The sequence below is a fragment of the Roseovarius litorisediminis genome, from assembly GCF_900172295.1.
GTDB classification, from domain to species: Bacteria; Pseudomonadota; Alphaproteobacteria; order Rhodobacterales; family Rhodobacteraceae; genus Roseovarius; species Roseovarius litorisediminis.
In genome coordinates this window covers 62,704-86,722 of record NZ_FWFL01000006.1, presented here as the reverse complement: position 1 = coordinate 86,722, position 24,019 = coordinate 62,704, and the positions used below count along the sequence as shown (strand labels likewise).

General features: G+C 57.7%; 20 protein-coding genes. 8 read left to right on the top strand and 12 right to left on the bottom strand.

Annotated elements, in window-relative coordinates; translation table 11 throughout:
• Positions 1-44: 44 nt before the first annotated feature.
• Together PEL8287_RS12430 and PEL8287_RS12425 are read left to right on the top strand one after the other, a co-directional pair.
• Positions 45-530, top strand: a complete 486-nt coding sequence (locus PEL8287_RS12430; protein ID WP_085892746.1) for a GNAT family N-acetyltransferase — start codon at positions 45-47, stop codon at positions 528-530.
• Between the two features lie 58 nt (positions 531-588).
• The gene (locus tag PEL8287_RS12425) at positions 589-1,359 is read left to right on the top strand and encodes an EcsC family protein (protein WP_085892745.1); all 771 of its coding nucleotides are present in this window, start codon (positions 589-591) and stop codon (positions 1,357-1,359) included.
• A 138-nt stretch (positions 1,360-1,497) separates the two neighbouring features.
• Here the strand turns inward: PEL8287_RS12425 and PEL8287_RS12420 are convergent, their stop codons facing one another.
• The 6 genes from PEL8287_RS12420 to PEL8287_RS12395 form a co-directional block, all read right to left on the bottom strand.
• Positions 1,498-4,215, bottom strand: a complete 2,718-nt coding sequence (locus PEL8287_RS12420) for a VCBS domain-containing protein (protein ID WP_139837789.1) — start codon at positions 4,213-4,215, stop codon at positions 1,498-1,500.
• Positions 4,216-4,720: 505 nt separating this feature from the next.
• Positions 4,721-6,964 carry a phosphoenolpyruvate--protein phosphotransferase gene (ptsP, locus tag PEL8287_RS12415; protein WP_085892743.1) on the bottom strand — a complete coding sequence of 748 codons (2,244 nt, stop codon included), beginning with the start codon at positions 6,962-6,964 and terminating at the stop codon, positions 4,721-4,723.
• Positions 6,965-7,028: 64 nt separating this feature from the next.
• Positions 7,029-8,267: an aspartate kinase gene (locus PEL8287_RS12410; protein ID WP_085892742.1), complete on the bottom strand. Its 1,239-nt coding sequence runs from the start codon at positions 8,265-8,267 to the stop codon at positions 7,029-7,031.
• 418 nt (positions 8,268-8,685) lie between these two features.
• Complete coding sequence (locus tag PEL8287_RS12405; RefSeq protein ID WP_085892741.1) at positions 8,686-9,330, bottom strand: SDR family NAD(P)-dependent oxidoreductase; 645 nt, start codon at positions 9,328-9,330, stop codon at positions 8,686-8,688.
• 18 nt (positions 9,331-9,348) lie between these two features.
• Positions 9,349-9,783 carry a DUF1178 family protein gene (locus PEL8287_RS12400; protein WP_085892938.1) on the bottom strand — a complete coding sequence of 145 codons (435 nt, stop codon included), beginning with the start codon at positions 9,781-9,783 and terminating at the stop codon, positions 9,349-9,351.
• Between the two features lie 71 nt (positions 9,784-9,854).
• Positions 9,855-10,331: an NUDIX hydrolase gene (locus PEL8287_RS12395; RefSeq protein ID WP_085892937.1), complete on the bottom strand. Its 477-nt coding sequence runs from the start codon at positions 10,329-10,331 to the stop codon at positions 9,855-9,857.
• A 229-nt stretch (positions 10,332-10,560) separates the two neighbouring features.
• Here PEL8287_RS12395 and modA point away from each other — a divergent pair, with 229 nt between their 5' ends.
• Genes modA through modC form a run of 3 tightly spaced genes read left to right on the top strand, consistent with a single transcriptional unit; the run spans position 10,561 to position 13,012 of the window.
• Positions 10,561-11,229 (top strand): molybdate ABC transporter substrate-binding protein, encoded by a 669-nt coding sequence (modA, locus tag PEL8287_RS12390; protein ID WP_235862296.1) that lies wholly within the window; start codon positions 10,561-10,563, stop codon positions 11,227-11,229.
• A complete protein-coding gene (gene modB, locus PEL8287_RS12385) occupies positions 11,226-11,915 on the top strand; it encodes a molybdate ABC transporter permease subunit (RefSeq protein ID WP_085892738.1) in 690 nt (229 codons plus the stop codon). Before modA ends, modB begins: the two co-directional genes overlap by 4 nt.
• A complete protein-coding gene (gene modC, locus PEL8287_RS12380) occupies positions 11,912-13,012 on the top strand; it encodes a molybdenum ABC transporter ATP-binding protein (protein ID WP_085892737.1) in 1,101 nt (366 codons plus the stop codon). Before modB ends, modC begins: the two co-directional genes overlap by 4 nt.
• Before the next feature lie 188 nt (positions 13,013-13,200).
• On the opposite strand, the gene PEL8287_RS12375 is transcribed toward modC, so the two are convergent.
• From PEL8287_RS12375 to PEL8287_RS12355, 5 genes are all read right to left on the bottom strand, one after another.
• Entirely contained in the window at positions 13,201-14,169 is a 969-nt protein-coding gene (locus tag PEL8287_RS12375; protein WP_085892735.1) for an ABC transporter ATP-binding protein, read from the bottom strand.
• Positions 14,166-15,137, bottom strand: a complete 972-nt coding sequence (locus PEL8287_RS12370) for an ABC transporter ATP-binding protein (RefSeq protein WP_085892734.1) — start codon at positions 15,135-15,137, stop codon at positions 14,166-14,168. Before PEL8287_RS12370 ends, PEL8287_RS12375 begins: the two co-directional genes overlap by 4 nt.
• On the bottom strand, positions 15,137-16,045 hold the full coding sequence (locus PEL8287_RS12365; RefSeq protein ID WP_085892733.1) for an ABC transporter permease: 909 nt from the start codon (positions 16,043-16,045) through the stop codon (positions 15,137-15,139). The genes PEL8287_RS12370 and PEL8287_RS12365 overlap by 1 nt, the downstream gene beginning before the upstream one ends.
• Entirely contained in the window at positions 16,042-17,028 is a 987-nt protein-coding gene (locus PEL8287_RS12360) for an ABC transporter permease (protein ID WP_085892732.1), read from the bottom strand. Before PEL8287_RS12360 ends, PEL8287_RS12365 begins: the two co-directional genes overlap by 4 nt.
• Positions 17,029-17,163: 135 nt before the next feature.
• The gene (locus tag PEL8287_RS12355; protein WP_085892731.1) at positions 17,164-18,702 is read right to left on the bottom strand and encodes an ABC transporter substrate-binding protein; all 1,539 of its coding nucleotides are present in this window, start codon (positions 18,700-18,702) and stop codon (positions 17,164-17,166) included.
• A gap of 318 nt (positions 18,703-19,020) precedes the next feature.
• Between PEL8287_RS12355 and PEL8287_RS12350 the strand changes: the two genes are divergently transcribed.
• The gene (locus PEL8287_RS12350) at positions 19,021-20,685 is read left to right on the top strand and encodes an ABC transporter permease (RefSeq protein WP_085892936.1); all 1,665 of its coding nucleotides are present in this window, start codon (positions 19,021-19,023) and stop codon (positions 20,683-20,685) included.
• Between the two features lie 232 nt (positions 20,686-20,917).
• Here PEL8287_RS12350 and PEL8287_RS12345 read toward each other — a convergent pair whose 3' ends face one another.
• Positions 20,918-21,643: a GntR family transcriptional regulator gene (locus PEL8287_RS12345; RefSeq protein ID WP_235862295.1), complete on the bottom strand. Its 726-nt coding sequence runs from the start codon at positions 21,641-21,643 to the stop codon at positions 20,918-20,920.
• Between the two features lie 232 nt (positions 21,644-21,875).
• Between PEL8287_RS12345 and PEL8287_RS12340 the strand changes: the two genes are divergently transcribed.
• A complete protein-coding gene (locus tag PEL8287_RS12340) occupies positions 21,876-23,063 on the top strand; it encodes an ABC transporter substrate-binding protein (protein ID WP_085892729.1) in 1,188 nt (395 codons plus the stop codon).
• Between the two features lie 85 nt (positions 23,064-23,148).
• Positions 23,149-24,018 (top strand): branched-chain amino acid ABC transporter permease, encoded by an 870-nt coding sequence (locus PEL8287_RS12335; protein ID WP_085892728.1) that lies wholly within the window; start codon positions 23,149-23,151, stop codon positions 24,016-24,018.
• Position 24,019 lies beyond the last annotated feature (1 nt).

Here is a 24,019-nt window from a genome sequence, read left to right as displayed (position 1 = left end):
TCGTGCTAGGCGCAATTCCAGTCGAATCCACAAGGATACCCCGCATGTTTGACCTGCGGCCCGAAACAAAAGACGACTGGTGGGAGGTGGAAGCCCTCTATGACCTTTGCTTTGCGCCGGGGCGCGAGGCGCTGTCGTCTTACCGTTTGCGTGACGGGGTGCCGCCGGTGGCGGGCCTGAGTCTTGTGGCACGTGACGCAGGGGGTATTCTGGCCGGGGCCATCCGGTTCTGGCCTGTTCTGGTTGGGGACCAGACCGCGCTTTTGCTGGGGCCGGTGGCGGTGCACCCGACGCATCAGGGCGAAGGGCTGGGCGGGTATCTGATACGGGAAAGCCTTGAGATTGCATCAAAAAAAGGCTGGGAACGGGTGATGCTGGTGGGGGACGAGCCGTATTACAGCCGGTTTGGATTTACCCGGCTTGAGGGCGTTGAAATGCCACCCCCTACCAACCCTGACCGGGTATTGGGCCATGCGCTGGTGCCGGGCGCCTGGGATGAGGTTGTGGGTAAAGTCACCCGCTGCGCTTGAAAGCCGGGGGCCAAGTGGCAATGTTGATAACATTGGATTTTACAAAGTAAGGGATCAAATGGAGCTTCTGGACGCGCCGATTGATGAACCGGATGTAAACCGCCGTCTGGAGGCATTGGCCCGGCGCCATGCGCGGGCTGGCAATGTCGGGATACAGGTGCTGAATATTCTGGGCGGTCAGGCCGAAAACCTGTTGGATCGTCTACCTGCGCCTGTGCGGTCCCGACTGGGTGAGGGCGCTGAACAGGCCCTGCAACTGGCCATGCAGGCCGCGCATCGCTCACGCGATGTGGTCGGCGAACAGCCCGGCTGGATGAACCTGGTTGTGACCACGGCGATGGGCGCTGCGGGGGGCTTTGGCGGCTTGCCAAGCGCGCTGGCCGAGTTGCCGATGACCACAACCGTGCTGCTGCGCGCCATTCAGGATGTCGCTGTCGAACACGGATTTGATCCAGCAGAACAAGGTGTCAGGTTTGACTGCGTACAGGTTTTTGCAGCCGCCGGGCCGCTGGATCATGACGACGGATCGGATCTGGCGTTTCTGAGCACCCGTGTGGCGGTAACAGGGGCAGCACTTCAGGTACTGATCGCGCGGGTGGCGCCACGGCTGGCGACAGTGCTGGGGCAAAAACTGGCAGCTCAGACCGTTCCCATTCTTGGCGCGGCGGCCGGGGCGGCGACAAATTATGCCTACACCAGCTATTACCAACAGATGGCGCATGTGCATTTCGGTCTGCGGCGACTGGCGATTGAAGCTGACCGGGATCATGCCGATCTGATCGAGGAGTTCCGTAAACGGGTTGAAAAGGCACCCCTCAACAAAGCCTGATCACGGTGACGTCTTTCTTGCGGTGCAAACCCATCTTAGGCGGATTTTTTTGCGACAGAGGACGACCGGGCGGGCATCCATCTTCGAAACCTATTGTTTATAGTCGGGTGTTCGGCCGGTTGCCCGGCCGAACGATCATCAGGCGATATCGAAGATGAAATCGGTTGATTCTGTGTTCCAACCTTCAATCGGGAACTCTTCTTCAAAGAGTGTGCCTACAGGCACATCGCTGAGAAGCGAGAACGTATTGCCAAGCAGGAAGCCGTCGTCATTGCCATCAATCGATGGGATAATACCGTCAAACAGGCTGATACTTGGTCCGTCAAAGAAGCTGGAACCAATTCCTGCATCAAACCGCAGCAGGCCGGTAAACAGGTCCAGATCAAGCCCGAGCGTCGAAAGGTTAGAGAACACCGCATCCATATCGACGGCGACATCGACGCCCATCAATCCATCGGCATTTCCGTCCACATCGACATCGAACAGGCTGTCGTCCGGCGCTACAATGGTGATCTCGTCACCCAAAGAGAACCCGGTGATGGAGGAGCCGTCTTCAAGATTGGCAACCAGCGGCAGATCAATCAGGGACAGAGAGAATTCCTGAATCGCCTTCAGCGTGGTGATCAGGTCAACTGCAACAACGTCCCAGGTATAGTTAATCGAGATCAGGTTAAGATCGACGCCGGCAATGGTGGTTCCAAGACCAAAGCTATCGCTTTCGCCAAAGGTGATCGGAACGCCCGTGGCCAATTCGATCGCCTGGGCTGCTATGGCGTCGATATCAAGGGTCAGGACAGCAACATCGTCTTCACCTTCGCTGGTGAGTGTTTCACTGCCCGGAACAAGCGGGTCGCTTGTTGTGTTGATGACAGGGAAGTTAAGGTCGAGCGTGCCAAACCCGGCCAGATCGATTCCTTCGATTTCCAGATCATCGCCTGTTGCATTAAACAGGTTGAAGCCAGGTTCGCCCAACTCGCCTTCGAACCCAGAGATATTGCCGGTGTCGAGATCCCAGATATCAAGGCGCGTACTGCCAACCAGCAGATCAAGCGCCGTATCAATATCAAAGATGAAATCCATGCCAAAGTTCACGTTCGGAGACATCGTGCTGAAGGTCGCACCACCGTCCACCGTGTAGACGCTTTCAACGATGAAACTTTCGCCGTTTTCCACTTGCCGCGGTGTGGTGAACATCACGTCAACCGGAATGGATGCATCCACTTCTCCGGAATTGAACGAGAAATAGGGCTGCAAACCAACCCTGGCCGAGAAATCCCCCTCGGTCCTGATGCCGGGGATGTTGATCGAACTGGGCAGGTCAACATCCGCGTCACAATCTGCACCAAAGATCGATCCGATGGTGCAACCAAGATCGCCAATGGCATTCACGATAGACTCGATCCCGTCCAGAATCCCTTCAAGAAAGTCACCCTCGATAGAAAAGCCCGACAAAATCGTCGCGTTGAGGCTTTGCGTTCCGGTGTCAAAGCCAAAGAACGGCAAATCGGGTTGAAAGTTCAGCGCTTCACCGGTGCCGAACATCGACTGCCCCGTCGTCGCAAACAGCAAGTCATCGGTAAAGTTGATAGGCGCGTCATCCGCACCAACAACGGTCACGGTGATTGTGGCTGGGGTCGAGGTGTCTGTTTCTTCGGGTGAGATAGGTGTAAGACCTACGCCGCTGTCATCAATCGCGACATATTGAAAAGTCACATCACGGGTTTCTCCCTCCTCCAGGAACTGAAATTCATCTGTCGGGTTAAAAGTAAATGTACCGTCACCGTTATTGACCACTTTACCATATTGATTGCCAAACTCATCCGTCGGGGCCGAAATAATCTGGAAGCTCAGCGCATCTCCAATGTCGATATCCGTGCCCACAAAACTGCCCGTCACGCCATCGCCAGTCAAAGGCTGGAATTGCGAGTTCTGTACGGTGTCAAAGGCATCATCTTCATTGACAGTAAGCGCAACATCAAAGGCGTTGGGTTGGTCGTTCTGACCATCAATGGTCAGAACCACATCCGCTGTTGCCAAGTTGCCCGTGCTTGAAGTGGTCTCATAGGTAAATCCCCAGGTCTTGATTGCGTCGTGACCCAGTTTGTCCACATCCGCACCATCCGCCGTAAAGGTCGCAAAGCCGTCAGTGCTGATAAAAAGCGTGCCAAGCACAAGAGAATCAACCACGACTGTCCGCTCAAAACCTCCGGCGACAGCAGGCAGGCTGCCGTCCGCATCCTCGACCGAAATTACGGTTTTGCGGGTGCCGTCCGGTTGTGCGCCATTGGTGTCATTGGCCAGCAAATCTGCAGTATCTTCCGAGTTTTCATCAACTTCGAAAGCGTCATCGCGGGCAACTCCGCTGGCATCGCCTGCAACCTTGGAGCTTCCCCCTTGATCCCGCCCTTGGCCGATGGAAGTGTAGCGCAAACCGAAATCAGCCAGATCAAGGCTGTCCAGCGACAGATCCATTATATCTGACGATAGAATGAAACTTGCCTCTGAAATGTCATCTCTGCCCCTGCCGGGTGTGCCGAACTCGACACCAACATCGAATTTACCTTGTTCCTTTTCAACCTGGCCTTTGATGTTCACATCACCCTTAACGCGGTCAACATTTTCTTCGCCAAATACCGTGCCGCCGATAACGTCTTCGCTGCCGTCCACGCCTGTGATGGCCAAACCGGCAGTGCTGGCATCTAAATCGCCCAAATCAAAGAACATGCCGCGCAGATCACCCAAAGCCCCGTCGCCCAAAATCTCGATATCAAATCGCAATGTCCCGTCTGCTAACTCAGTTATTGTGATTAGACTGTCGACTGGACCTTCAACAGTGAATGTAATTGAGCGTGCCATATAGACGCCTCCTCTTGAAAAAATGTTTAGATTTTAACTGGTAAAAATCAGCCCGGAAAAGGAGCTGGTAACAAGCGTGAACTATCAAAAAGCACGACAATTATAGATTGAAACCCGTTTTTAACAAAACAAATTTCAAGAAACGCGAATTCCAAAATAAATAAATATTTATCAATACTTTAATTGGAAATTAGCTCACCAAAAAAGATTTGACCATTCTGCATCTGAACGCACTGAATTGCATCAGTGAGTTAAATCAACTTTTTGGGGTATATTTAGCTTTCTGCCCGAAAGGGTTGAGTTACCCTTTTGTTTGGAGCAGTCGGCTGGAGTTTTTACAGCGGGAATGCCCGGGTTATTTGCTGCAGGCCCGAGCCTTTCATCAGCGTTTTTGGCGCTTTGTGCCAAAGGCGCTTTGGCGATGGGGCGTTTCGTCGTCCACACGCCACCACTCCATTTTCCGCCCGACGTCGTCAAGGTTCCTAAACCGGTGCGCTGGTTTGCCTTAAAGCTTACCGCGAAGGTATTCCAGAACTGCGGGGCGTACCGATTGTTCGCCCCGGTCGCGGGCATCATTGATCACGGCACGCAGTTCGCTCAGGTCGGTGCGCCGCAGGATCGATTTGACCGGCCCGATTGAGGCCGGGCGCATCGACAGGGTGCGCAGGCCCATGGCCGTGATGCAGGCGGCCTCTACCGGGCGGCCGGCATCCTCGCCACAAAAGCTGAGCGGTGTGCCGTTGTTTGCGCAACGTTCCACAATCCATTCCAGAAAGCGCAGGAAGCTGACGTTGAGCGTGTCATAGCGTCGGCGCACGCGTTCATTCTCGCGGTCGGCGGCAAAGAAGAACTGCTTGAGGTCATTGCCGCCGATCGACAGAAAATCGACTTCGCGATAAAAATCATCGGTGGAAAAGGCAATGCTGGGCGTTTCCAGCATGGCGCCGACCTCAAGGCTTTCGGGAAGCGGATGGCCAAGGATACGTTCGCGTTCAAGTGCCTTGTCCATTTCGCGTTTGGCGGCGGTGAATTCTTCGCGTTGGGCAACAAACGGGAACATCACCGTCAGCGGCCGCCCGGCGGCTCCGCGGATCAGGGCCTGCAGCTGCATGCGCATCACACCGGGTTTATCCAGCCCCACCCGGATCGCCCGCCAGCCCATGGCCGGGTTTGGTTCGTCGGTGGCCTTCATATAGGGCAGCACCTTGTCCGAGCCGATATCGAGCGTACGAAACACCACGCGCTTGCCTTTGGCGGCGTCCATGACATGCGAATAAAGCTCGCTTAGTTCGGCCCGCTTGGGCATGTGGTTGCGGATCAGGAACTGCAGTTCGGTCCGGAACAGGCCGACGCCCTGGGCGCCGGAGTTTTCCAGGCTGGGCAGGTCGGCCATCAGACCGGCGTTCATCTTTAGCGTGATCCGTTGACCACACAGCGTTTCCGCCGGTTTGTCGCGAATCGAGGCATAACGTTCCTGCGCCTGTGCCTGCATCGCCATCTTGTCACGGAAGGCGCTGATTACCGTGTCGTCTGGCCGCAAATGCACAACACCCTGATCGCCGTCAACAAGGATGGGATCGCCATTCAGGGCCTCGGTGGTGATGCGCTGGGCGTGGATTACCAATGGGATGGCCAGTGCGCGGGCGACGATGGTGGCATGGCTGCCGACCGAGCCTTCTTCAAGCACGATACCTTTAAGGCCGCGGCCGTAATCCAGCAGTTCGGCGGGGCCGATATTGCGGGCAATCAGGATCGGGTCTGGTGGCATTTCGGCACCGGTTTCAGCGCCCTGACCGGTGAGAATGCGCAGCAGACGGTTGCTGAGATCATCCAGATCATGCAGGCGGTCGCGCAGATAGGCGTCGGTGACCTGGCCCATCCGGGCGCGGGCGGTGGATTGTTCTTTCTCGACCGACGCTTCGGCTGACAAGCCCCGGCCGATATCCTCTTCCATGCGGCGCATCCAGCCTTTGGAATTGGCAAACATGCGGTAAGCCTCGAGTACCTCAAGCTGTTCCTTGTCGCCTATGGCGGCAATGTTGAGCATCTTGTCGACGCCAACGCGCAGTTCTTCCACGGCCGTGTGCAGACGCTCAAGTTCGCGGTGGGGGTCTTCGGCAATCAGGTTGGTGACCACGACGCGCGGTTCGTGCAGCCAGACATGGCCTTGCGCGGCCCCCTCCTGTGCCGTGGCGCCGCGAAACAGAACCGGATGCTGGTGCCGGGCCGACATAGCCGCCCCTTCGCCGATGAAGGCACCAAGTTCGGCCATTTCAGCCAACACCATGGCAACCACTTCGACGGCATAGATCTCTTCGTCGGAAAAGGTGCGCGCCTGTTTGGACTGCACCACCAGAACCCCCAGCGTTTCACCCAATCTTTGGATCGGTACGCCAAGGAAGGAGGTATATGCCTCTTCCCCGGTTTCGGGCATATAGCGAAAACCTTTGGTGCCGGGGGCATCATCGGTGTTGATGGTCTGGCCGGTGCGGGCCACCCGACCTACCAGGCCTTCGCCCAGTTTCATGCGGGTTTCGTGCACGGCCTGCGGATTCAGGCCCTGGGTTGCACAAAGCTCCAGCGTGTCGTCATCGCGGAACAGATAGATCGAACAGACCTCGGTGCGCATTTCCTCGGCGATAAGATCCGTGATCTGGTCAAGCCGTGCCTGGCCCGCCGCGTCTTCGGCCATGGCAGCACGAAGACGCCCCAGCATCTTCCGACTGTCAGTTTTGAATGTCTGCGTCATTGACGATGCCTGGGCCCTGTGTGTTCAGCGACCTGCAAAAACCTAGCAACATGCAAGGTCAGGGTCAGGTCGCTTTGTCCAATTCGAACGCATCATGCAGGGCTTGGACGGCAAGTTCCATGTATTTCCGGTCAATCAGCACAGAAATCTTGATCTCTGATGTCGCAATGACCTTTATGTTCACACCTTCATCGGAAAGCGTTTTGAACATCTTGGCGGCCACGCCGGACTGGCTGCGCATACCGATGCCCACTGCCGAAACCTTGGCGACGCCGGTGTCTGCGATCAGATCGTGATAGTTGATTTCACCGCGTTCCTTGGCGTCGGACAGGGCCTTTTCAGCGCGTTTCACCTGATCGGTGGGGCACGAAAAGGTCATGTCGGTACGACCCTCTTCCGAGATGTTCTGAATGATCATGTCCACGTTCACGCCAGCCTCGGACAGCGGGCCAAAGATGGCAGCGGCAATACCGGGGCGGTCGGCGACCGAGATGAGGGTCATCTTTGCCTCGTCACGCGAATAGGCGATGCCACTTACGACATTTGATTCCATGATTTCCTCCTCGGCGCAGACAAGGGTTCCTGCGTCGTCTGATTGTTCCTCGAAACTGCTGAGAACCCGCAATTTCACGTTATAGCGCATGGCAAGTTCAACCGAGCGTGTCTGCAGCACCTTGGCGCCAAGCGAAGCCAGTTCCAGCATTTCCTCGAACGCGATCTTGTCCAGCTTGCGGGCTTTGTCCGTGATCCGCGGGTCGGTGGTGTAAACCCCATCCACATCGGTATAGATGTCACAACGCTCGGCCTCGAACGCGGCGGCAAAGGCCACGGCGGTGGTGTCACTCCCGCCCCGGCCCAGTGTTGTTATCCGGCCTTCGGGGCTGACGCCCTGAAAGCCCGCGACAACAGCCACTTTCATGCCTTCGGCGAATTTGGTGCGGATATTTTCGGGCGGAATATCTTCAATACGGGCACTGGCATGGGCAGATGTGGTTTTGACGGGCACCTGCCAACCTTGCCAGCTGCGCGCGGGAACATCCATTTCCTGCAGCGTTAGCGCCATCAGACCGGCGGTGACGTTTTCGCCCGAACTGACAACCGCATCATATTCGCGTGCGTCGAACAGCGGCGAGGTTTCATTGACCCAGCCGACCAGTTCGTTGGTTTTGCCGGACATGGCCGAAACGATGACAATCACGTCATAGCCTTTGGCCACTTCAACGCCCACGCGCTTGGCGGCGCGGCGGATACGGTCAAGCGTGGCGACAGATGTGCCACCGAATTTCATCACAAGAACGGGCATGTCTTTGTCCCACTGCGTCAGTTTGCGCGCGGTTTACGCGGCGATACGGCAAAGGGCAAGATGACATTGCTGTCGCAGGAAACGTGGTGTTAGGAAAAAAGGCACCCGCCGTCTTGACCGGCGGGTGCCTGAAATTTGCTACGCTGCGATCAATTGTTTCCAAACGAACGGTTATAATTACCAAAAACGCTTGATTGTATCCGCAGCCTTGTAATTCAAACTCGTTACATAACAGTACTTGGTGGGGGTGCCGCAAAACACTAAAACATAAAATCCGGGGACGTGGACACTCGTAAACGACGGGACAACGCGGCACCCCCAAGACCTTTTTACACGACTCACGTGGATGTGATCTACGCCTGATTGCGAAACAGTCTGTTCTACCAAAAAATGGGAGTTTACCCTTATTTTTTAGGGCTTAGAACGGATGGTCGCAACCTTCGAATGTTACAAAACAACCTGTGGTTTTATTTGAGAGTTCGTTAAACCGGGCGATCAGCCCGTCAGCAGACTGTTCCACGCTGATTGCCGCTGATTCGCCACCCATGTCGGTTCGGACCCAGCCGGGGTGATAGATGCCCACGGCAATATTCAGCACCTTGAGGTCGGTGGCCAGATTGCGCCCCAGATTAAGAGCCGCGGCCTTGGAGGCCCGGTAGATGTAACTGCCGCCGGGTGCGTGGGTCTGGCTGGCCATCTGGCTGGATATGATCGCAATTTTTGCTGTACCGGCAAGTTGCAGGTTCGGAAGCAAGGACTGGACGGTCAGAAAAACACCGGTGACATTGGTCGCAAACGTGTCGGCCCACATGGGCACCGGATAGCCATCGGCTAGGTTTTCGTGCTTATCAAGATAGACGCCGGCATTGCAGACCAGCAGATCAACAGGCTGACCATCCAGTTGATGGGCCAACGCGGCATGGCTTTCAGGATCGGTGACATCAAGCCGGGCTTGTGCGCCCGGTGCGCGGGCTGTGCCGGTAACCTGATGTCCGGCGGCCGAATACCGCGCCGCAAGCGCCTGTCCGATGCCACGTGTCGCACCGGTGATGACAATATGCATGAGGGATTCCTTTTGGTGTCAGTTCGACTTCTGACCGGATCTGAAGGGCAGGGGGGTGACGGGCACGCCATCTTCGATCAGTTTGCGTGCCTCATCGGGTTTGGCTTCGCCGTAGATAGAGCGCGCAGGTGTCGTACCTTCATACATGTCGCGGGCTTCAGCCGCAAAATTCAAACCGACATATTCCGAGTTCTGCTCAATCTGCCTTTTCAGCTCGGCTATGGCCTGTTCGGCGGGATTGGCTGGTGTACTCAGCTCACCTGAAGCTGGTTTTACCGCTTTTGAGCGGCTGTCGCGGATGCGCGGTGCCATTATGGCCTTGTCCACTTTGTCCGATCCGCAAATGGCACAGGTGACCAGGCCCGCACCCTTCAGTTTGCCAAAAGCTTCAGTGGATTGAAACCAGCTGTCAAACTGGTGATCCTCGGCGCACTTCAGGGACAGTTTTATCATCATCCGTTCCAATCTAAACCAGTCGGATAATCCACTTATAATCCCCAAAAATCAAGAAGCGGATACTGCGACTAAATCTTCAGCATATCAGGGTCGAAATACTTCAGGATATTGGAAAGCTCGGGTTCGTCGACCTTTTGCGCCGCCTTGGCAGGGCGCATCCATTTCCGGCGGCGCTGTCCTTTTTCGGGGAATTTAACGGCAAGTGATTTGACCTTGATGGCATAGACCATGGCCACACAGGGCAGACCGCGTTCCGGGCCAATCGATTTGCGATATGAATAAAGACCCAGGCAACGGTTATGCGCGTCGCCACGCACACCAGCCTCTTCCCAGGCTTCAATCAGCGCCGATTCGGCTGGTGTCTTGCCATCCATGGGCCAGCCTTTCGGGATGATCCAGCGGCCTGCTCTGCGGCTTGTGACCATCAGAATCTCGGGCTTGCCCTTGACGATCCGATAGCAAACGGCGGCAAATTGTGTACGCACGTCGCTTTTCGCGGCGGAGCGCAGAGAAATCGGCGCTTGTGATATGGATTGTAGGCTCATCGGGTCCTTCCCGCCAGCCATCGCTGCTCTACCGAATTAGTTTTTCAGCCTAATATAATCAATACTCGGATGTTATTTCCAGTCTATTCATGCAATTGCAGGGTAAATCTGCCGCTTGCGCTGACGCCGGGCTTGGGAAATACTTGCGCCGATGCCATCTGTTTTTCGCCTTTTCACAACAGTTTGCGCGCTAATGTTATGCCCTGTTATGGGGTTGGCAGACGCGTCAGTGAGGGTGTTCGCCGCCGCCTCGTTAAAAGAGGCGCTCGACAAGGTGGCCGAAACCTATCCGGGTCAGGTGGTGATATCTTATGGCGGTTCGGGCCTTGTGGCACGGCAGGTGGCCGCGGGGGCGCCTGCGGACGTGGTTGTGCTGGCCAATGTCGCCTGGATGGATTGGCTGCAGTCTAAAGAGACAATTGTGCCAGACAAGCGAATGGATTTGCTTGGGAATAATCTGGTTCTGATTGGCCCTTCCGGCGCGCCGCCTGTCACCGACGTGGTGGCACGGCTGGGCGAAGGACGACTGGCCATCGGACAGACAAATGGCGTGCCGGCCGGGATTTATGGACGCCAATGGCTTGAACGCACCGGGCTGTGGGAGGATCTGGCCGGACATCTGGCCGAGACCGAAAACGTGCGCGCGGCGCTGGCGCTGGTATCGCGGGGCGAGGCACCTTTGGGGGTGGTCTATGCCTCGGATGCGCTGGCTGATCCGGGGGTGGCGGTGGTTCTTGAAATCCCCGGGGATCAACATGATCCGATCATTTATCCTGTGGCCCCGGTCAAGGAGGGGAATGCCCTGGCAGCAGCTGCATTTATCGGGTTCATGACATCCGAACCTGTCGCAGAGATTTTTCGCAATCACGGCTTTATCCCTCTGAGGCCCCCGTCATGACCCTGCACGCCGAAGAATGGGCGGCGCTGGCCTTGTCGTTGAAAGTATCGGTGTGGGCGGTCCTGCTCAGCCTGCCGCTCGCACTGGCCGTGGCGTGGCTGCTGGCCCGGCGCGAGTTTCGTGGCAAGGCCCTGCTCAGTGCGCTGGTGCATCTGCCGCTGGTCCTGCCGCCGGTGGTCACCGGGTACCTGCTGCTGATCGTCTTTGGGCGCAACGGGGCTGTGGGTGGGTTTCTGGCCGATCTGGGCATCGTGCTGGCGTTTCGCTGGACGGGGGCGGCGCTGGCCGCTGCGATCATGGGATTTCCCCTGATGGTGCGGGCCATCAGGCTGGCAATCGAGGCGGTGGACCCCAAGCTGGAGCAGGCGGCGGCCACCTTGGGCGCGGGGCGGGTCGCGGGATTTATCCTTGTGACGTTGCCACTTATCGCGCCGGGGATTCTGGCGGGGGCGGTGCTGGGCTTTGCCAAGGCGATGGGTGAATTCGGCGCCACAATCACCTTTGTTGCCAATATCCCGGGGCAGACCCAGACCCTGCCATCGGCGATCTATGCTTTCCTTCAGGTTCCCGGAGGTGAAGCCAGCGCGCTGCGTCTGGTGGGGTTGTCGCTGGTGGTGGCACTCGGGGCGGTGCTGGTATCGGAATGGCTGGCGCGCAAGGTTGCTGAAAGGATTGGCCGGGGATGAGCAGCCTGCAGGTGCAGATCACGCATCGGTTTGACGCGCTGACGCTGGATCTGGCGTTTGAGGCTGGTCTTGGTGTTACGGCCCTGTTTGGCCCGTCCGGATCTGGAAAGACAAGTACTATCAATGCTATAGCAGGGTTATTTACCCCCGATTCAGGGCGTGTTTCGTTAAAGGGCAAGACGTTGTTCGACGTTGCCTCCGGCGTCAATCTGGCACCGCAGGAACGGCGGATCGGCTATGTGTTTCAGGATGGGCGGTTATTTCCGCATCTGACAGTTGAGGGCAATATCCGATTTGGCATGCGCTTTGCCGACCCTGCGCCGGGACCGGAGGAAATGCGGCAGGTGGTCGAAATGCTGGGGTTGCAATCCCTGTTGGAAAGACGCCCCGGCACCCTGTCCGGTGGCGAAAAACAACGGGTGGCATTGGCGCGCGCGTTACTGTCTAAACCGCATTTATTGCTGATGGATGAACCACTTGCCGCGCTGGATGAACCCAGAAAAGAGGAAATATTCCCTTATCTGGAACGGCTGCGGGATGAAGCCGGGATGCCGATCATCTATGTCAGCCATTCGCTGGCCGAGGTAGCGCGGCTGGCGGATGATCTGGTGGTTATGCAGGATGGAAAGGTGGTCTGCGCCGGCTCGGCCGAGGATGTTTTAAGCGACCCGGCCGCCCTGCCGTTTGTGGGTGTGCGCGAGGCCGGGGCAATCTTGCCGGCACAAGTCGTTGAACATGGGGCAGACGGGCTATGCCGGTTGGCAATCAGCGGTGGCGAATTGCTGTTGCCGGGGGTGACGGCCAAGCTTGGCGCCTGGCTTCGGATCAGGGTGCTGGCACAGGATATCATCCTTTCAAATCAATTACCTGCCGGGCTTTCATCGCGCAATATTCTGCCGGTTAAGGTTGAAGCGATCCACAAGGGTGGCGGCCCGGGGGTGGCCATTGGCCTGCGCGCCGGAAAAGACCGTTTGCTGGCACGGATCACCGCACGGGCGGCGGCGGAAATGGATCTGAAGCCCGGTAAAGATTGCTTTGCGATCCTCAAGGCAACGGCGGTGCCACGGGGCAGTATCGGTGTCAGCCGGGGTTTTTGACGGCTTTTGATTTTCGGCGATGCGAATGTAAGGTCTGTAGGGTTTCTGAGGGGAAACTTTAAGGAACCGAACATCGGTCCGAGGTATTCCCAAGCTTTCAGGGGGGCGGTGCCCCCGTTCCGGATGATATCCGGGGCTTCTCCCAGGATATTGGTAGCAAGAAGAACCCGCTGTGCCGAGGCGTGGGCCTATTCGGCGTAGTGGCAGGCGGCCTGGGTTCCGTTTGGCAGGGTGCGCAGTTTGGGACGCTCGGCAAGGCAGCGATTCTGTACCTTGGCGCAGCGCGGTGCAAAGGGGCAGCCCTTGGGCAGGTTGACCGGATCGGGCAGTTCACCCGGTTGACGGGGCTTGTCGAAAGAGCCACCTGCCAGTTTCGGAATCGCGTCCAGCAACAATTGCGTATAGGGATGTTTGGGGGTGGCAAAGATGGTTTCGGCCGTCGCCAGTTCCATCACCTGACCCAGATACATCACCGCCACGCGGGTGCCGAAATGTTCGACGACCGATAGATCGTGGGTGATGAAAAGATAGGTCAGCCCCCGATCCGCCTGCAGGTCGGTCAGCAGGTTGAGGATCTGCGCCTGAATGGACACATCCAAAGCCGAGATCGGTTCATCGGCAACGATAAAGGCAGGGTTGGTGACAAGCGCGCGGGCGATTGCGATGCGCTGACGCTGGCCGCCTGAAAACTCGTGCGGCAGCTTGCGTTGCCAGCTTTGATCACAGCCGGTGGCCTCAAGCACGTCCTCGACCTGCTGGCGCACATCGGGCTCGGATTTTTCGGGCATCAGGTGGCGGATCGGTTCAGCCAGGGTTTCAAATACGTTGCGGCGCGGATTAAGCGAGGCGTAGGGGTTCTGAAACACCATCTGCATGTCACGGCGGATCGGCTTGCGGGTGTCCTCGTCCATCTGGTCAATACGCTGGCCATTGAAATAAATCTCGCCCGCCGAGGGGGTGTTCAGCCCCATGATGGCGCGGCCAAGGGTGGTTTTGCCGCAACCGGATTCGCCCACCACGCAAAAGCTTTCGCCGGCCTCGATCGACACATTGACGTTTGTCAGTGCATGCAGCATCGGCTTTTCGCGGCTGAGAAAGTGGGTGGGCAGGGCAAAGCGCATGTCTACGCCCTTGGTTTCGATGATGGGCTGGGTCATGATGTGGCCTCGGCTTTGGCCTTGAGCGGATTGTAGCAGGCGACCCCGTTCACCAGAGCGGGGGCTGCTGCGTGGCACCGCTCGCTGGCAAACTCGCAGCGCGGGTGATACGAGCAGCCGTTGGGCAGGGCCGTGATAGGCGGCATCGAGCCGGGTATCTGATAAAGCCGCGAGCCGCGCTCGGCGTTTTGCGGCAGCGCCTTGAGCAGGCCGCTGGCGTAAGGGTGGCGCGGGGCGTCGATGATCTGCCGGGTGGGGCCGGTTTCAACACATTTGCCTGCGTACATGATCATCAGCCGTTCAGTGACTTCGGCGACGACACCCAGATCGTGGGTGATCAGGATCAGGGCGACATCCTTTTCGCGGCAAAGCTTGAGGATCAGTGCCATGATCTCGGCTTGAATGGTGACATCCAGTGCTGTTGTCGGTTCGTCCGCGATGATGATCTCGGGGTCGGTCAGCAGGGCGATGGCGATGACCACGCGCTGGCGCAGGCCACCGCTGAGTTCGTGTGGGTAGGCATCAAGCCGGGTTTCGGCCGAGGGGATCGCCACCTCTTTCAGCTTGTCGATAGACAGTCTGCGGGCTTCGGCGGTGCTGATCTTGCGGTGTGCCTTGAGGGTTTCCACCATCTGCGTCCCGATGCTGAGCACCGGATTGAGCGTGACCATCGGATCCTGAAAGATCATCGAAATACGGTTGCCCCGGATCCTGCGAATTTCGCTTTCGGACATCTCCAGAAGGTTGGCCCCCTCGAACCGGATCGTACCTTTGGACACACGGCCGGGATCGGCAATCAGGTTGAGGATAGCAAAGGCAAGCATCGACTTGCCGGCGCCGGATTCGCCTACCACGCCAAGGCGTTCGCCCTTTTCCAGTGTCAGGTCGACGCCGCGCAGGGCCTCGACCCAGCCGCGTTTGCCGCGCGGAAAGGCGACATGCAGGTCGGATACTTCGAGCATGGCCATCAGTCATCCCCCCGGCGCAGTTTCGGATTGAGCACATCGCGTAGCCAGTCGCCCAGCAGGTTTAGCGCAAGGATCAGAGCAATCAGGACAAGGGCAGGGTAGAGGGTGATCCACCAGCTGCCCGAAAAAACGAATTCAAAGCCGGATCGGATCAGAGACCCCAGAGAAGGCCGATCAACCGGCATGCCGAGGCCAAGAAACGAAAGCGCCGCCTCGGTCATGATCGCCTCGGCTACCTGAATGGTTGAGATAACCATCACCGGTGTCAGCGCGTTGGGCAGGATATGGCCCCACATCACCTTGCGCGCCGGAAGGCCAATGACGCGGGCGGCATCGACATATTCCTTGTTTTTCTCACCCAGAACCGAGGATCGCACGGTGCGGGCAAACTTGGGCCATTCGGCGATGCCGATGATCAGGATTAGCATGATGATCGCGTAATCGGCATAAACGCTGGCCTCGAACGCGGCCTGAAACAGCGCCAGCACGATGATGGCGATCATCAGCGTCGAGAGCGACATCTGGATGTCTGCAAGTCGCATCAGAAAACTGTCAACCCAGCCCCCCCTGTACCCGGCCCACAGGCCAAGCGTGACGCCAAGAATACCCTGCACGATCACCGCGCCGATGCCGATCAGCAGTGAAATGCCGGTGCCATACATGATGGTAGACAGAACACCGCGCCCCTGACTGTCAGTGCCCAACAGGAACCGCGGATCACCGCCGGGTTGCCAGCTGGGGGGCATTTCGCTGTCCATGATGTCAATCTGCAGCAGGTCATAGGGGTTTTGTGGGGCGATGACCGGGGCCAGCACTGCCATCAGGATAAGGATCAGCAGTACGATCCCGGCGCCGATGGCGACAGGATCGCTGAGGAACCGTTTGAGGAAGCCGCGCCAGGTAATCATGCTTTGGCTCCCGGCAGTTTTACCATTGGATTAATCAGCGTATAGATGAAATCGACCAGGGTGTTGACGACCACAAAGATCAGGCCGACGACGATGATATAGGCGATGATCAGCGGGGTATCGACGCGGTTCACCGCCTCAAGAAACAGAAATCCCATACCGGGCCACTGGAACACTGTTTCGGTCAGGATGGTGTAGGCGATCAGCGTGCCGATCATCAAACCACCGACCGTCACCACCGGCAGCAATGTGTTGCGAAATGCATGTACGTAGCGGACGCGCGCGGTGGACAGCCCCTTGGCGCGGGCGAAACGGACGTAATCTGTGCCCATCGTCTCCATCATCTCGGCGCGGATCAGGCGGATGAACAGCGGCAGCATGATTGAACTGAGCGTGATCGACGGCAGGATCAGATGTTTGAGGCCGTCTATTGTGAGAAACCCTGTTTCCCAGCCCCAAGGCAGTTCGTACACGTCACCGCGTCCAAAGGCAGGTAGCCAACCCAGTTCAACACCGAACAGCCAGACCATGCCAATGGCAGTCAGAAAAACCGGAACGGAGATGCCAAGGATCGAGCCGGACATGATGATCCGGCTAAGCCACGAAGTTCGGTTGATGGCGCAATAGATGCCTGCCGGGATCGACAGCGACAGGAAAATGACAACTGCACCGATCACCAGTTCGAAGGTGGCGGGGAATTTATCCATGATCACGGCCAGCGCGGGCCGCTTGAAAAAGTAAGATGTGCCCAGGTCACCCTGTACAGCCTTGCCCAGAAAACGGGCATACTGGGCAAAGAAAGGGTCGTTCAGGCCCATATCTTCGCGCATCAGGTCACGCTCGGCTTCGGAAACAGACTGTCCCACAAGCTCGCGCAGGGGGTCGCCCAGATTGTCCTGAATAGAAAATCCGATGATCGAGATCACGAACATCACGATCACGGCCTGAACGGCGCGGCGGATAAGGAAGGCGATGATGTGCATCGGCGTCGGTTGTCCCCGTTATGCGCCCGGGCCCCGAGCCGAGGCCTCTGGTTTGGTGGAAGAGGTCCCGGATCAGGTCCGGGATGCGAGGTGCGAAAAAGGCGGGCCGGTCATGAACCGGCCCGCCACATTTTGTTATTCCGAGATAACCAGATCGCCCAGATAGGGGAAGTTCATCACGTTCAGCACGGCCTCGGCGCCAACACCCGAGCGTGCAGCCCAGGCCAGATCCTGCCAATGCAGCGGCACAAACGCGGCGTCATCATAAAGGATCTGTTCGACCCTTTGCAGCATCTCGGCGCGGGTGTCGCCCTTGGTTTCGACCAGCGAGTCAACGGTTAGCTTGTCAACTTCGGCGTTTGAATAATTGCCCGAGTTATACTGACCACGGCCGGTTTCCTCGTTCGGGGTCATTGCCAGGAATTCGTAAAAGTTGGCGCTGTCCTCGGTATCCGAATGCCAGCCGATCATCATGATGTCAGCAGCGCGTTCGTCAAACTTGGGCCAGTATTGCGCCTTGGGCATGGTGGTCAGATCAATGTCGATCTTGATCTTGGCCAGCATCGCCGCCGCTGCTTCGCAGATTTTGAAATCGTTGACGTAGCGGTTGTTGGGGCACATCATTGTGGCCTTGAAGCCGTCAGCATAACCTGCTTCTTCCATCAGGGCTTGCGCCTTGGCCAGATCATAACGCGGCTTGAGGTTGGGGTTGTAACCCAGATAGCCCTTTGGCGACATTTGGGCCGCAGCGGTGCCAAAACCCTTCATGATCTTCTGAACAATGCCTTCGTTGTTGATGGCATGCACGATCGCCTGACGCACCTTCGTGTTGGCCAGCGCCTCGTTGCGCTTCTGGTTCAGTTGCAGCGTGATGATCCGCGTGCCTGACATGGTGATCAGATCGGTGCCGTCATTGTTGGCGATCCGCTCCAGATCGGTGGGCGGAACCGGCGCGATAAAGTCAACGTCGCCTGCCAGAAGAGCCGCCACACGGGTCGGCGCCTCTTTGATCGGGGTCAGGATCGCGGTTTGAACGTTGCCGGGGCTGTTTGTGTCCCAGTAATCGGCGTTGCGTTGAAAGACGACCTTAACGCCTTGTTCACGTTCGGAAATTGTGAAAGGGCCAGTGCCCGACACGGTTTTCGAGGCAAAGCTGTCACCGTGTTTCACGATTTCAGCACCGCCTTCTTCGTAGAACTTGCTGTCCATAGGGAACACATACGTGGCGGTGTGCAGTACCAGCGGGCTGGGGCCGTCAGTTTTGATTTCGACCGTCGTGTCGTCCAGGGCGGTGGCGCTTACCCATCCGGCGAAAATGCCCTTGAAATCAGGCGATTCTTTCAGGCGATTGATGGTCCAGACCACGTCGGCAGCGGTCATCGGGTTGCCGGAATGGAAGGTCACACCGTCACGCAGGCTAAAGCGCATGGTGGTGTCATCGACACGTTCCCAGCTTGATGCCAGACGCCCGTCAAAACCAAGTTCCTTGTTCCAGCGCACCAGCGGGTCAAACACCATATGGCTAAGCTGCAGCGTGCCGCCCGACAGCTGCTCGTGCGGGTCAAGTGACACCGGATCGGCGTCATAGGCAAAGTTGAGCGTTTGTGCCGGGGCCATCGTGGCCATGCCCAGTACAACGGCTGTTGCGGTTGCTAATTGTCGAAGTGTTTTCATTGGAGTCTCCCTGAATTAGCCGGACACTTTCACGCGGCAGGCGCATGATGGTCCGATCATGTGCGGCAGGGTGTCGCGATTTTGCCGAAGTGTAAAGAGCGCGTGACGAAAGAAAATAATGCCCGTTTTTTCACTGAAAGCTTGAACTATTCCTTCGACGGGTTGTGCGAAAGGTTTCCATTTGTTGCGGTGACCTGTCGTTTTCGCGATTCGCCTGGTCGTGTTTACCCAAAGTCGCCGCGGGTGATTGACCCCGGAAGGCCGACATAATACTGATCAAAAGACTCGGACATTGGCTGCTTTTTTGAGGATTTCTTGTTGACTGAACGCCTGCTGCACAGACTGGCTTGGATTGTCGCGCTGATTTGCGTGGCGCCGATTGTTGCCGCAGCCTTGGCAGCCTTTGCCGGTGATCTGAAGACATGGCGCGATATCCTGTCCTCGGTCCTGCCACGCTATGCCCTTACCACGCTCACGCTGGTGGTGATTGTCGGGATCTCAACTGCCGTGATCGGCAGTGTCACCGCGTGGCTGGTGACGGTCTACCGGTTTCCCGGCTCAAAATGGCTGGAGGTGGCGCTGGCCTTGCCGCTGGCCTTTCCGGCCTATGTGCTGGCCTATGCCTATACCTCGCTGCTGGATCATCCTGGACCGGTGCAGACCTTGCTGCGGGACGTGACCGGCTGGGGACCGCGCGACTACTGGTTCCCGGAAATCCGCAGCCTGGGGGGCGCGGCGATGATGCTGACGATTGTGCTCTATCCGTATGTTTACCTGTTGGCGCGCGCCTCTTTCCGGCAGCAATCGGCAAACGCCTTTCTGGTGGCGCGGACATTGGGCCGGTCGCCGATCAAGGCGTTCTGGCGGGTGGCCCTGCCGATGGCGCGCCCGGCGATTGCCGGTGGCGCACTGCTGGCGGTGATGGAGACCATTGCCGATTTCGGCACGGTGGCATTTTTCAACGTCCAGACCTTTGCCACCGGCATCTATCAGTCCTGGTTTTCGCTTGGCGATCGGGCGGCCGCGGCGCAACTGTCGCTGTGCCTGCTGTCGTTTGCCATGCTGTTGGCGGGACTGGAACGCGCCCAACGGGGCAAGGCCCGCACCGCCGGGCGTGGCGCACGGTTCGAGTCGATGGAAAAGCCCCGCCTGCGCGGACCGGTGGGGTGGGGGGCGGCATGCCTGTGTCTGTTGCCGGTACTGCTGGGGTTTGTCATTCCGGTAATCATGCTGGGGCACATGGCGATCGGTTCGGGGCAATCGTTGCTGTCAGATCGCTATCTGGGCCTGATGGGCAATTCGGTCATGCTGGCCGGGGTGGCGGCAGGGCTGACGGTGGTTGGCGCGATCCTGATCGGTTTTCGCGCGCGCACCAACCCGGGGCGGCGATCGCGTCTGATCGTGATCGGGGCAGGGCTGGGATATGCCGTGCCGGGCGGCGTGATCGCCGTGGGACTGATGGTGCCGATGGCAGCGCTGGATAATGCCATTGATGCGGTGATGGAGGCGCGGTTTGGCATCAACACCGGGCTGCTGATCACCGGATCGATCTGGTTGATGGTGCTGGCCTATGTCGCCCGCTTCATGGCGGCGGCGCTGAATTCCTATGACAGCGGCATGGCTACGGTGCCAGCGCATTTCGATGCGATTGGCCGGTCACTGGGACAACCCGGGCCAAAGCTGCTGTGGCGGGTGCATTTGCCGGTGGCACGAACAAGCGTGCTGACTGCGCTGCTGATTGTCTTTGTCGATGTGATGAAGGAACTGCCCGCCACGCTAATCCTGCACCCGTTCAATTTTTCGACGCTGGCGGTGCAGGCGCACCGGCTGGCCGCCGATGAGCGCCTGAACGAGGCCGCCGTGCCGTCACTGGTGCTGGTGGCGTTTGGCCTTATCCCGGTAATTATCCTCTGTCGGTCACTTGGTGCGTCGCAGCCGGGCAGGCGCGCAGCGCGGATCGGAACCTCGCTGACGCCGGGGTAAGGGATCGCAATTGTCTGTTATGCAGCTGAAGGTCCGACGTTCGACCTTGTGCCTCTCATCTGGAATAAAGCCGCAGGCGTCTGGTACTCGCCGCGCCTAAAGTGTTTCGCCATAACCCTGCCACGGGTTCAAGGCGAAATGCGTAAGCACACGAACAACGGCATCCTGTCACCCGTTGACTTCGAATTCAGACGGCAGAAACTGACCCGGCAGTTGCCTGGAAGGCTGGGGGTCACCTCAGGGATTGTCCCAGAATAGTGGCCAAATCATCCTGAGGCTGTTGTCGAACATCCATGTTAAGACCGCTCTGAATGTGGTTCAGGTGTGCTATCAGAAGCGTTTCAGCCTGCTCTGGGTCACGCGACTGGATCGCCTGAAGTATCCTGCTGTGTTCGTCATCAGGACAGCTTGCGTTCTCCGAGGACCCGAAAAGGCCCACGATCAGCGAGGTGCGCGTGACAAGTTCCCGCATCATGCGGGAGACGAACTTGTTCCCGGTCGCCTGGGCAAGTTTGGTGTGAAACTCGCCGGACAGACGAATGATCTCTGTGCGCTCGTTCCGGGCGCGGGCAGAATCTTCCAGCGCGATGTGATCTGTCAGCAGCGCCAGGCTAACCTCATTCGGCCCTTCCGCCAGCTGTCGGACAAGCGGCGGTTCGATTAGCATTCGGGCCGCAAATACGTCATTCGCTTCGGCCTTGTCCGGGCAGGCGACATAAGCACCACGATTTGAGTGCAGTTCGATGATTCCCTGACTTGAAAGAAGCAAAAGCGCGCGCCGAACACGCATTCGGCCGACACCGAAAGTTTCGCAAAGGCGCGCCTCGCTCAGTTTGGTGTTGGGTGCCAGGCGTTGCTCCATGACAGCCTTGTAGATTCGTTCAACGATCAGGTTCTCATCTGGTTCAGTTGAAAAATCCGTTTCATCTTGGCTGTTTGCCCGAGATTTAATGCTCACAATGAGACCTTTCGAGACCGATTGATTTGGCAGCATATGGTGATTGATGCTGCTTTGGAACAAGCCAATGTAGGGACAAGCACGAGATATTGTCGACTAAATTCATAGAAATGTGTTGACATAAATTGTTAACAATCGTGAAATCGAGGGGCGGCATGAATGGTGCGTCCATCTAACTGCCGGCCAATAATGGCGCCCCAGGCGTCGAAATCGAATTCAACGGGAGTTAGAAATGCAACGTAGAACCCTTATGAAAGCTGCCCTGACGGCGGCGGCCCTCACCGCGTTTCAGGCCACGGCGGCTTTTGCGGAAAACCCGGTTCTGAAAATCGGCTTTGTCGGTGTAACCAGCGGCCCGGCAGCAGCGTGGGGCATCTCGAACCAGCGCTCGATGGAAACCCGCGCGGCCTGGATCAACGAGACCGGAGGATACACCATCGGCGGCACGACCTATGACATCGAGATCGTGTCATTTGACGACCAGAAAGACCCCAAGCGCGCGATCGCGGGCATGGAGAAGATGGCCCAGGAAGGCATCCATTATGTCGTGGGCCCCAACGTCGATGACGGCGCGGCGGCTGTGCGCCCCGTCGCTGAGGCGAACGGGATCATGTATTTCCCTTACGCCTTCCCCAAGTCGCTGTATCAGGCGCCCGCCTCGAACGCGGTTTTGGGCATGGTGGCCAATTATCAGTCTGGCCCGGCAATCTACAAATACCTGATGGAGAACGAGGGCGTCAAAACCGTCGCTTTCATTGCGGCCAACGAATCCGATCCGCTCAGCCAGCGTGATGGCGGTGTTGCAGCCGCCAAGGCTTTGGGGCTGGATGTTGTGTCTGCCAATGTGACCTATCAGGTCGACACCACCGACTTTACCCCTGTGTTGACCCCGGTCATGCGTACGCGCCCTGATCTGCTTGTGCTGTCGGGTGTGTCGCCCGCGAATGCGCCACAGTTGATCCGCTCTGCGCGCGAACTGGGTTTTGAGGGCGTGATTTCGACGGAAACCGCACAGGATGCGGGTGTTCTGGCCGAAGGTGCGGGCGATCTGGCGAACGGGTTTATCTCGGTTGGCGGCGCATCCACACCCGAGCTTGCCTCGCCGATGATGAACGAATTCGTCGAGCGTTACACAAAGATGTTTGGCGAATACAACGACGAGTCCAACACCAAGGTCTATGCGCTTGAATACATCCTTGAAACGCTCAAGGCCGATCCTGCGGCAATGACCGATGTGGCTGCATTTCAGGCGGCGATGGACACGTTCGAAGCACCAAACCCGTATATGAACGGCGATGCGAAACTGCGCTATGTCGGCATGTCATCCTTCGGACAGAAGCGTCAGGTTGCTGTGCCACTTGTGGTCAATGTCTATCAGGACGGTGCATTCGAGACGCTGTTCGTCGCTGAAGTCGACTAAGCGTTCCGGCCTGTTTTCAGGTTCGTCCCAAGCAGAACTTCCCTGGGCCATATTGGCCCGGGGCATTTCCTGAAAGAAAGCACTCATGGAACAGATACTTGCCAATGGCGTCTATCTGGGGTCCCAATATGCGATGATCGCGCTTGGTCTGACCCTGATCTTTGCCCTGATGAATGTCCTGAACTTTGCCCATGGGCAGATGTATGTGATCGGCGGTTTCGTCACCTATACATTTTATGGCCAGTGGGGCGTACCATTTGTTCTTGCGCTGGTTATGTCGTGTGTGACGCTGGCCATCCTGGGCGCCCTGATCGAAAAATTCCTGTTTGCACCGGTGATAAAAGGCTCGGCCCGCGAAGAAAGCACGATGTTGCTGGCCGCAGGTATCGCGTTCTTTCTGGATGCGGTAATCCTGCTTGTTTTCGGGGAAAAGCAGCGCGGTGTTCCGAAGATCGTCAATGGCGTGTTCAACTACGATTTCCGCCTGATCATGCCATACGACCGTATTCTGATCTGTGTTCTGGCAATCCTGTCGATCGTCGCCTTTATCGGGCTGATGCAGTACACCAAAACAGGCCGCGCCCTGCGCGCGCTTGCGCAGGACCGGACTGCGGCCCAGTTGATGGGCGTCAATGTTGACCGGTATTCCATGATCGGCTTTGCCCTTGGCGCGATGCTGGCGGGGCTTGTCGGTGGGCTGCTGGTCACCATCACGGGCGTAAACCTTGGCATGGGCGGGCCAACCTCGATCAAGGCCTTCATGATGGTGATGATCGGCGGTGCCGGCGTGATTTCCGGCGCGATCTGGGGCGGCATCATCCTTGGCTTCATGGAGGCCATCGGCCTTGCCGTGCTGTCGCAATACGGCGATATCACCTATCTGCTGATCTTTGTCTCGCTGATGATTTTCCTCGCCATCCGGCCTCAGGGCCTGATGGGCAAGCCGTGGGGTTGAT

Excerpts from the sequence above, each read along its gene's own strand:
- PEL8287_RS12430 (WP_085892746.1), top strand. The coding sequence starts at position 45 with ATGTTTGACCTGCGGCCCGAAACAAAAGACGACTGGTGGGAGGTGGAA.
- PEL8287_RS12425 (WP_085892745.1), top strand. The coding sequence starts at position 589 with ATGGAGCTTCTGGACGCGCCGATTGATGAACCGGATGTAAACCGCCGT.
- PEL8287_RS12420 (WP_139837789.1), bottom strand. The coding sequence starts at position 4,215 with ATGGCACGCTCAATTACATTCACTGTTGAAGGTCCAGTCGACAGTCTA.
- ptsP (WP_085892743.1), bottom strand. The coding sequence starts at position 6,964 with ATGACGCAGACATTCAAAACTGACAGTCGGAAGATGCTGGGGCGTCTT.
- PEL8287_RS12410 (WP_085892742.1), bottom strand. The coding sequence starts at position 8,267 with ATGCCCGTTCTTGTGATGAAATTCGGTGGCACATCTGTCGCCACGCTT.
- PEL8287_RS12405 (WP_085892741.1), bottom strand. The coding sequence starts at position 9,330 with ATGCATATTGTCATCACCGGTGCGACACGTGGCATCGGACAGGCGCTT.
- PEL8287_RS12400 (WP_085892938.1), bottom strand. The coding sequence starts at position 9,783 with ATGATAAAACTGTCCCTGAAGTGCGCCGAGGATCACCAGTTTGACAGC.
- PEL8287_RS12395 (WP_085892937.1), bottom strand. The coding sequence starts at position 10,331 with ATGAGCCTACAATCCATATCACAAGCGCCGATTTCTCTGCGCTCCGCC.
- modB (WP_085892738.1), top strand. The coding sequence starts at position 11,226 with ATGACCCTGCACGCCGAAGAATGGGCGGCGCTGGCCTTGTCGTTGAAA.
- modC (WP_085892737.1), top strand. The coding sequence starts at position 11,912 with ATGAGCAGCCTGCAGGTGCAGATCACGCATCGGTTTGACGCGCTGACG.
- PEL8287_RS12375 (WP_085892735.1), bottom strand. The coding sequence starts at position 14,169 with ATGACCCAGCCCATCATCGAAACCAAGGGCGTAGACATGCGCTTTGCC.
- PEL8287_RS12370 (WP_085892734.1), bottom strand. The coding sequence starts at position 15,137 with ATGGCCATGCTCGAAGTATCCGACCTGCATGTCGCCTTTCCGCGCGGC.
- PEL8287_RS12365 (WP_085892733.1), bottom strand. The coding sequence starts at position 16,045 with ATGATTACCTGGCGCGGCTTCCTCAAACGGTTCCTCAGCGATCCTGTC.
- PEL8287_RS12360 (WP_085892732.1), bottom strand. The coding sequence starts at position 17,028 with ATGCACATCATCGCCTTCCTTATCCGCCGCGCCGTTCAGGCCGTGATC.
- PEL8287_RS12355 (WP_085892731.1), bottom strand. The coding sequence starts at position 18,702 with ATGAAAACACTTCGACAATTAGCAACCGCAACAGCCGTTGTACTGGGC.
- PEL8287_RS12340 (WP_085892729.1), top strand. The coding sequence starts at position 21,876 with ATGCAACGTAGAACCCTTATGAAAGCTGCCCTGACGGCGGCGGCCCTC.
- PEL8287_RS12335 (WP_085892728.1), top strand. The coding sequence starts at position 23,149 with ATGGAACAGATACTTGCCAATGGCGTCTATCTGGGGTCCCAATATGCG.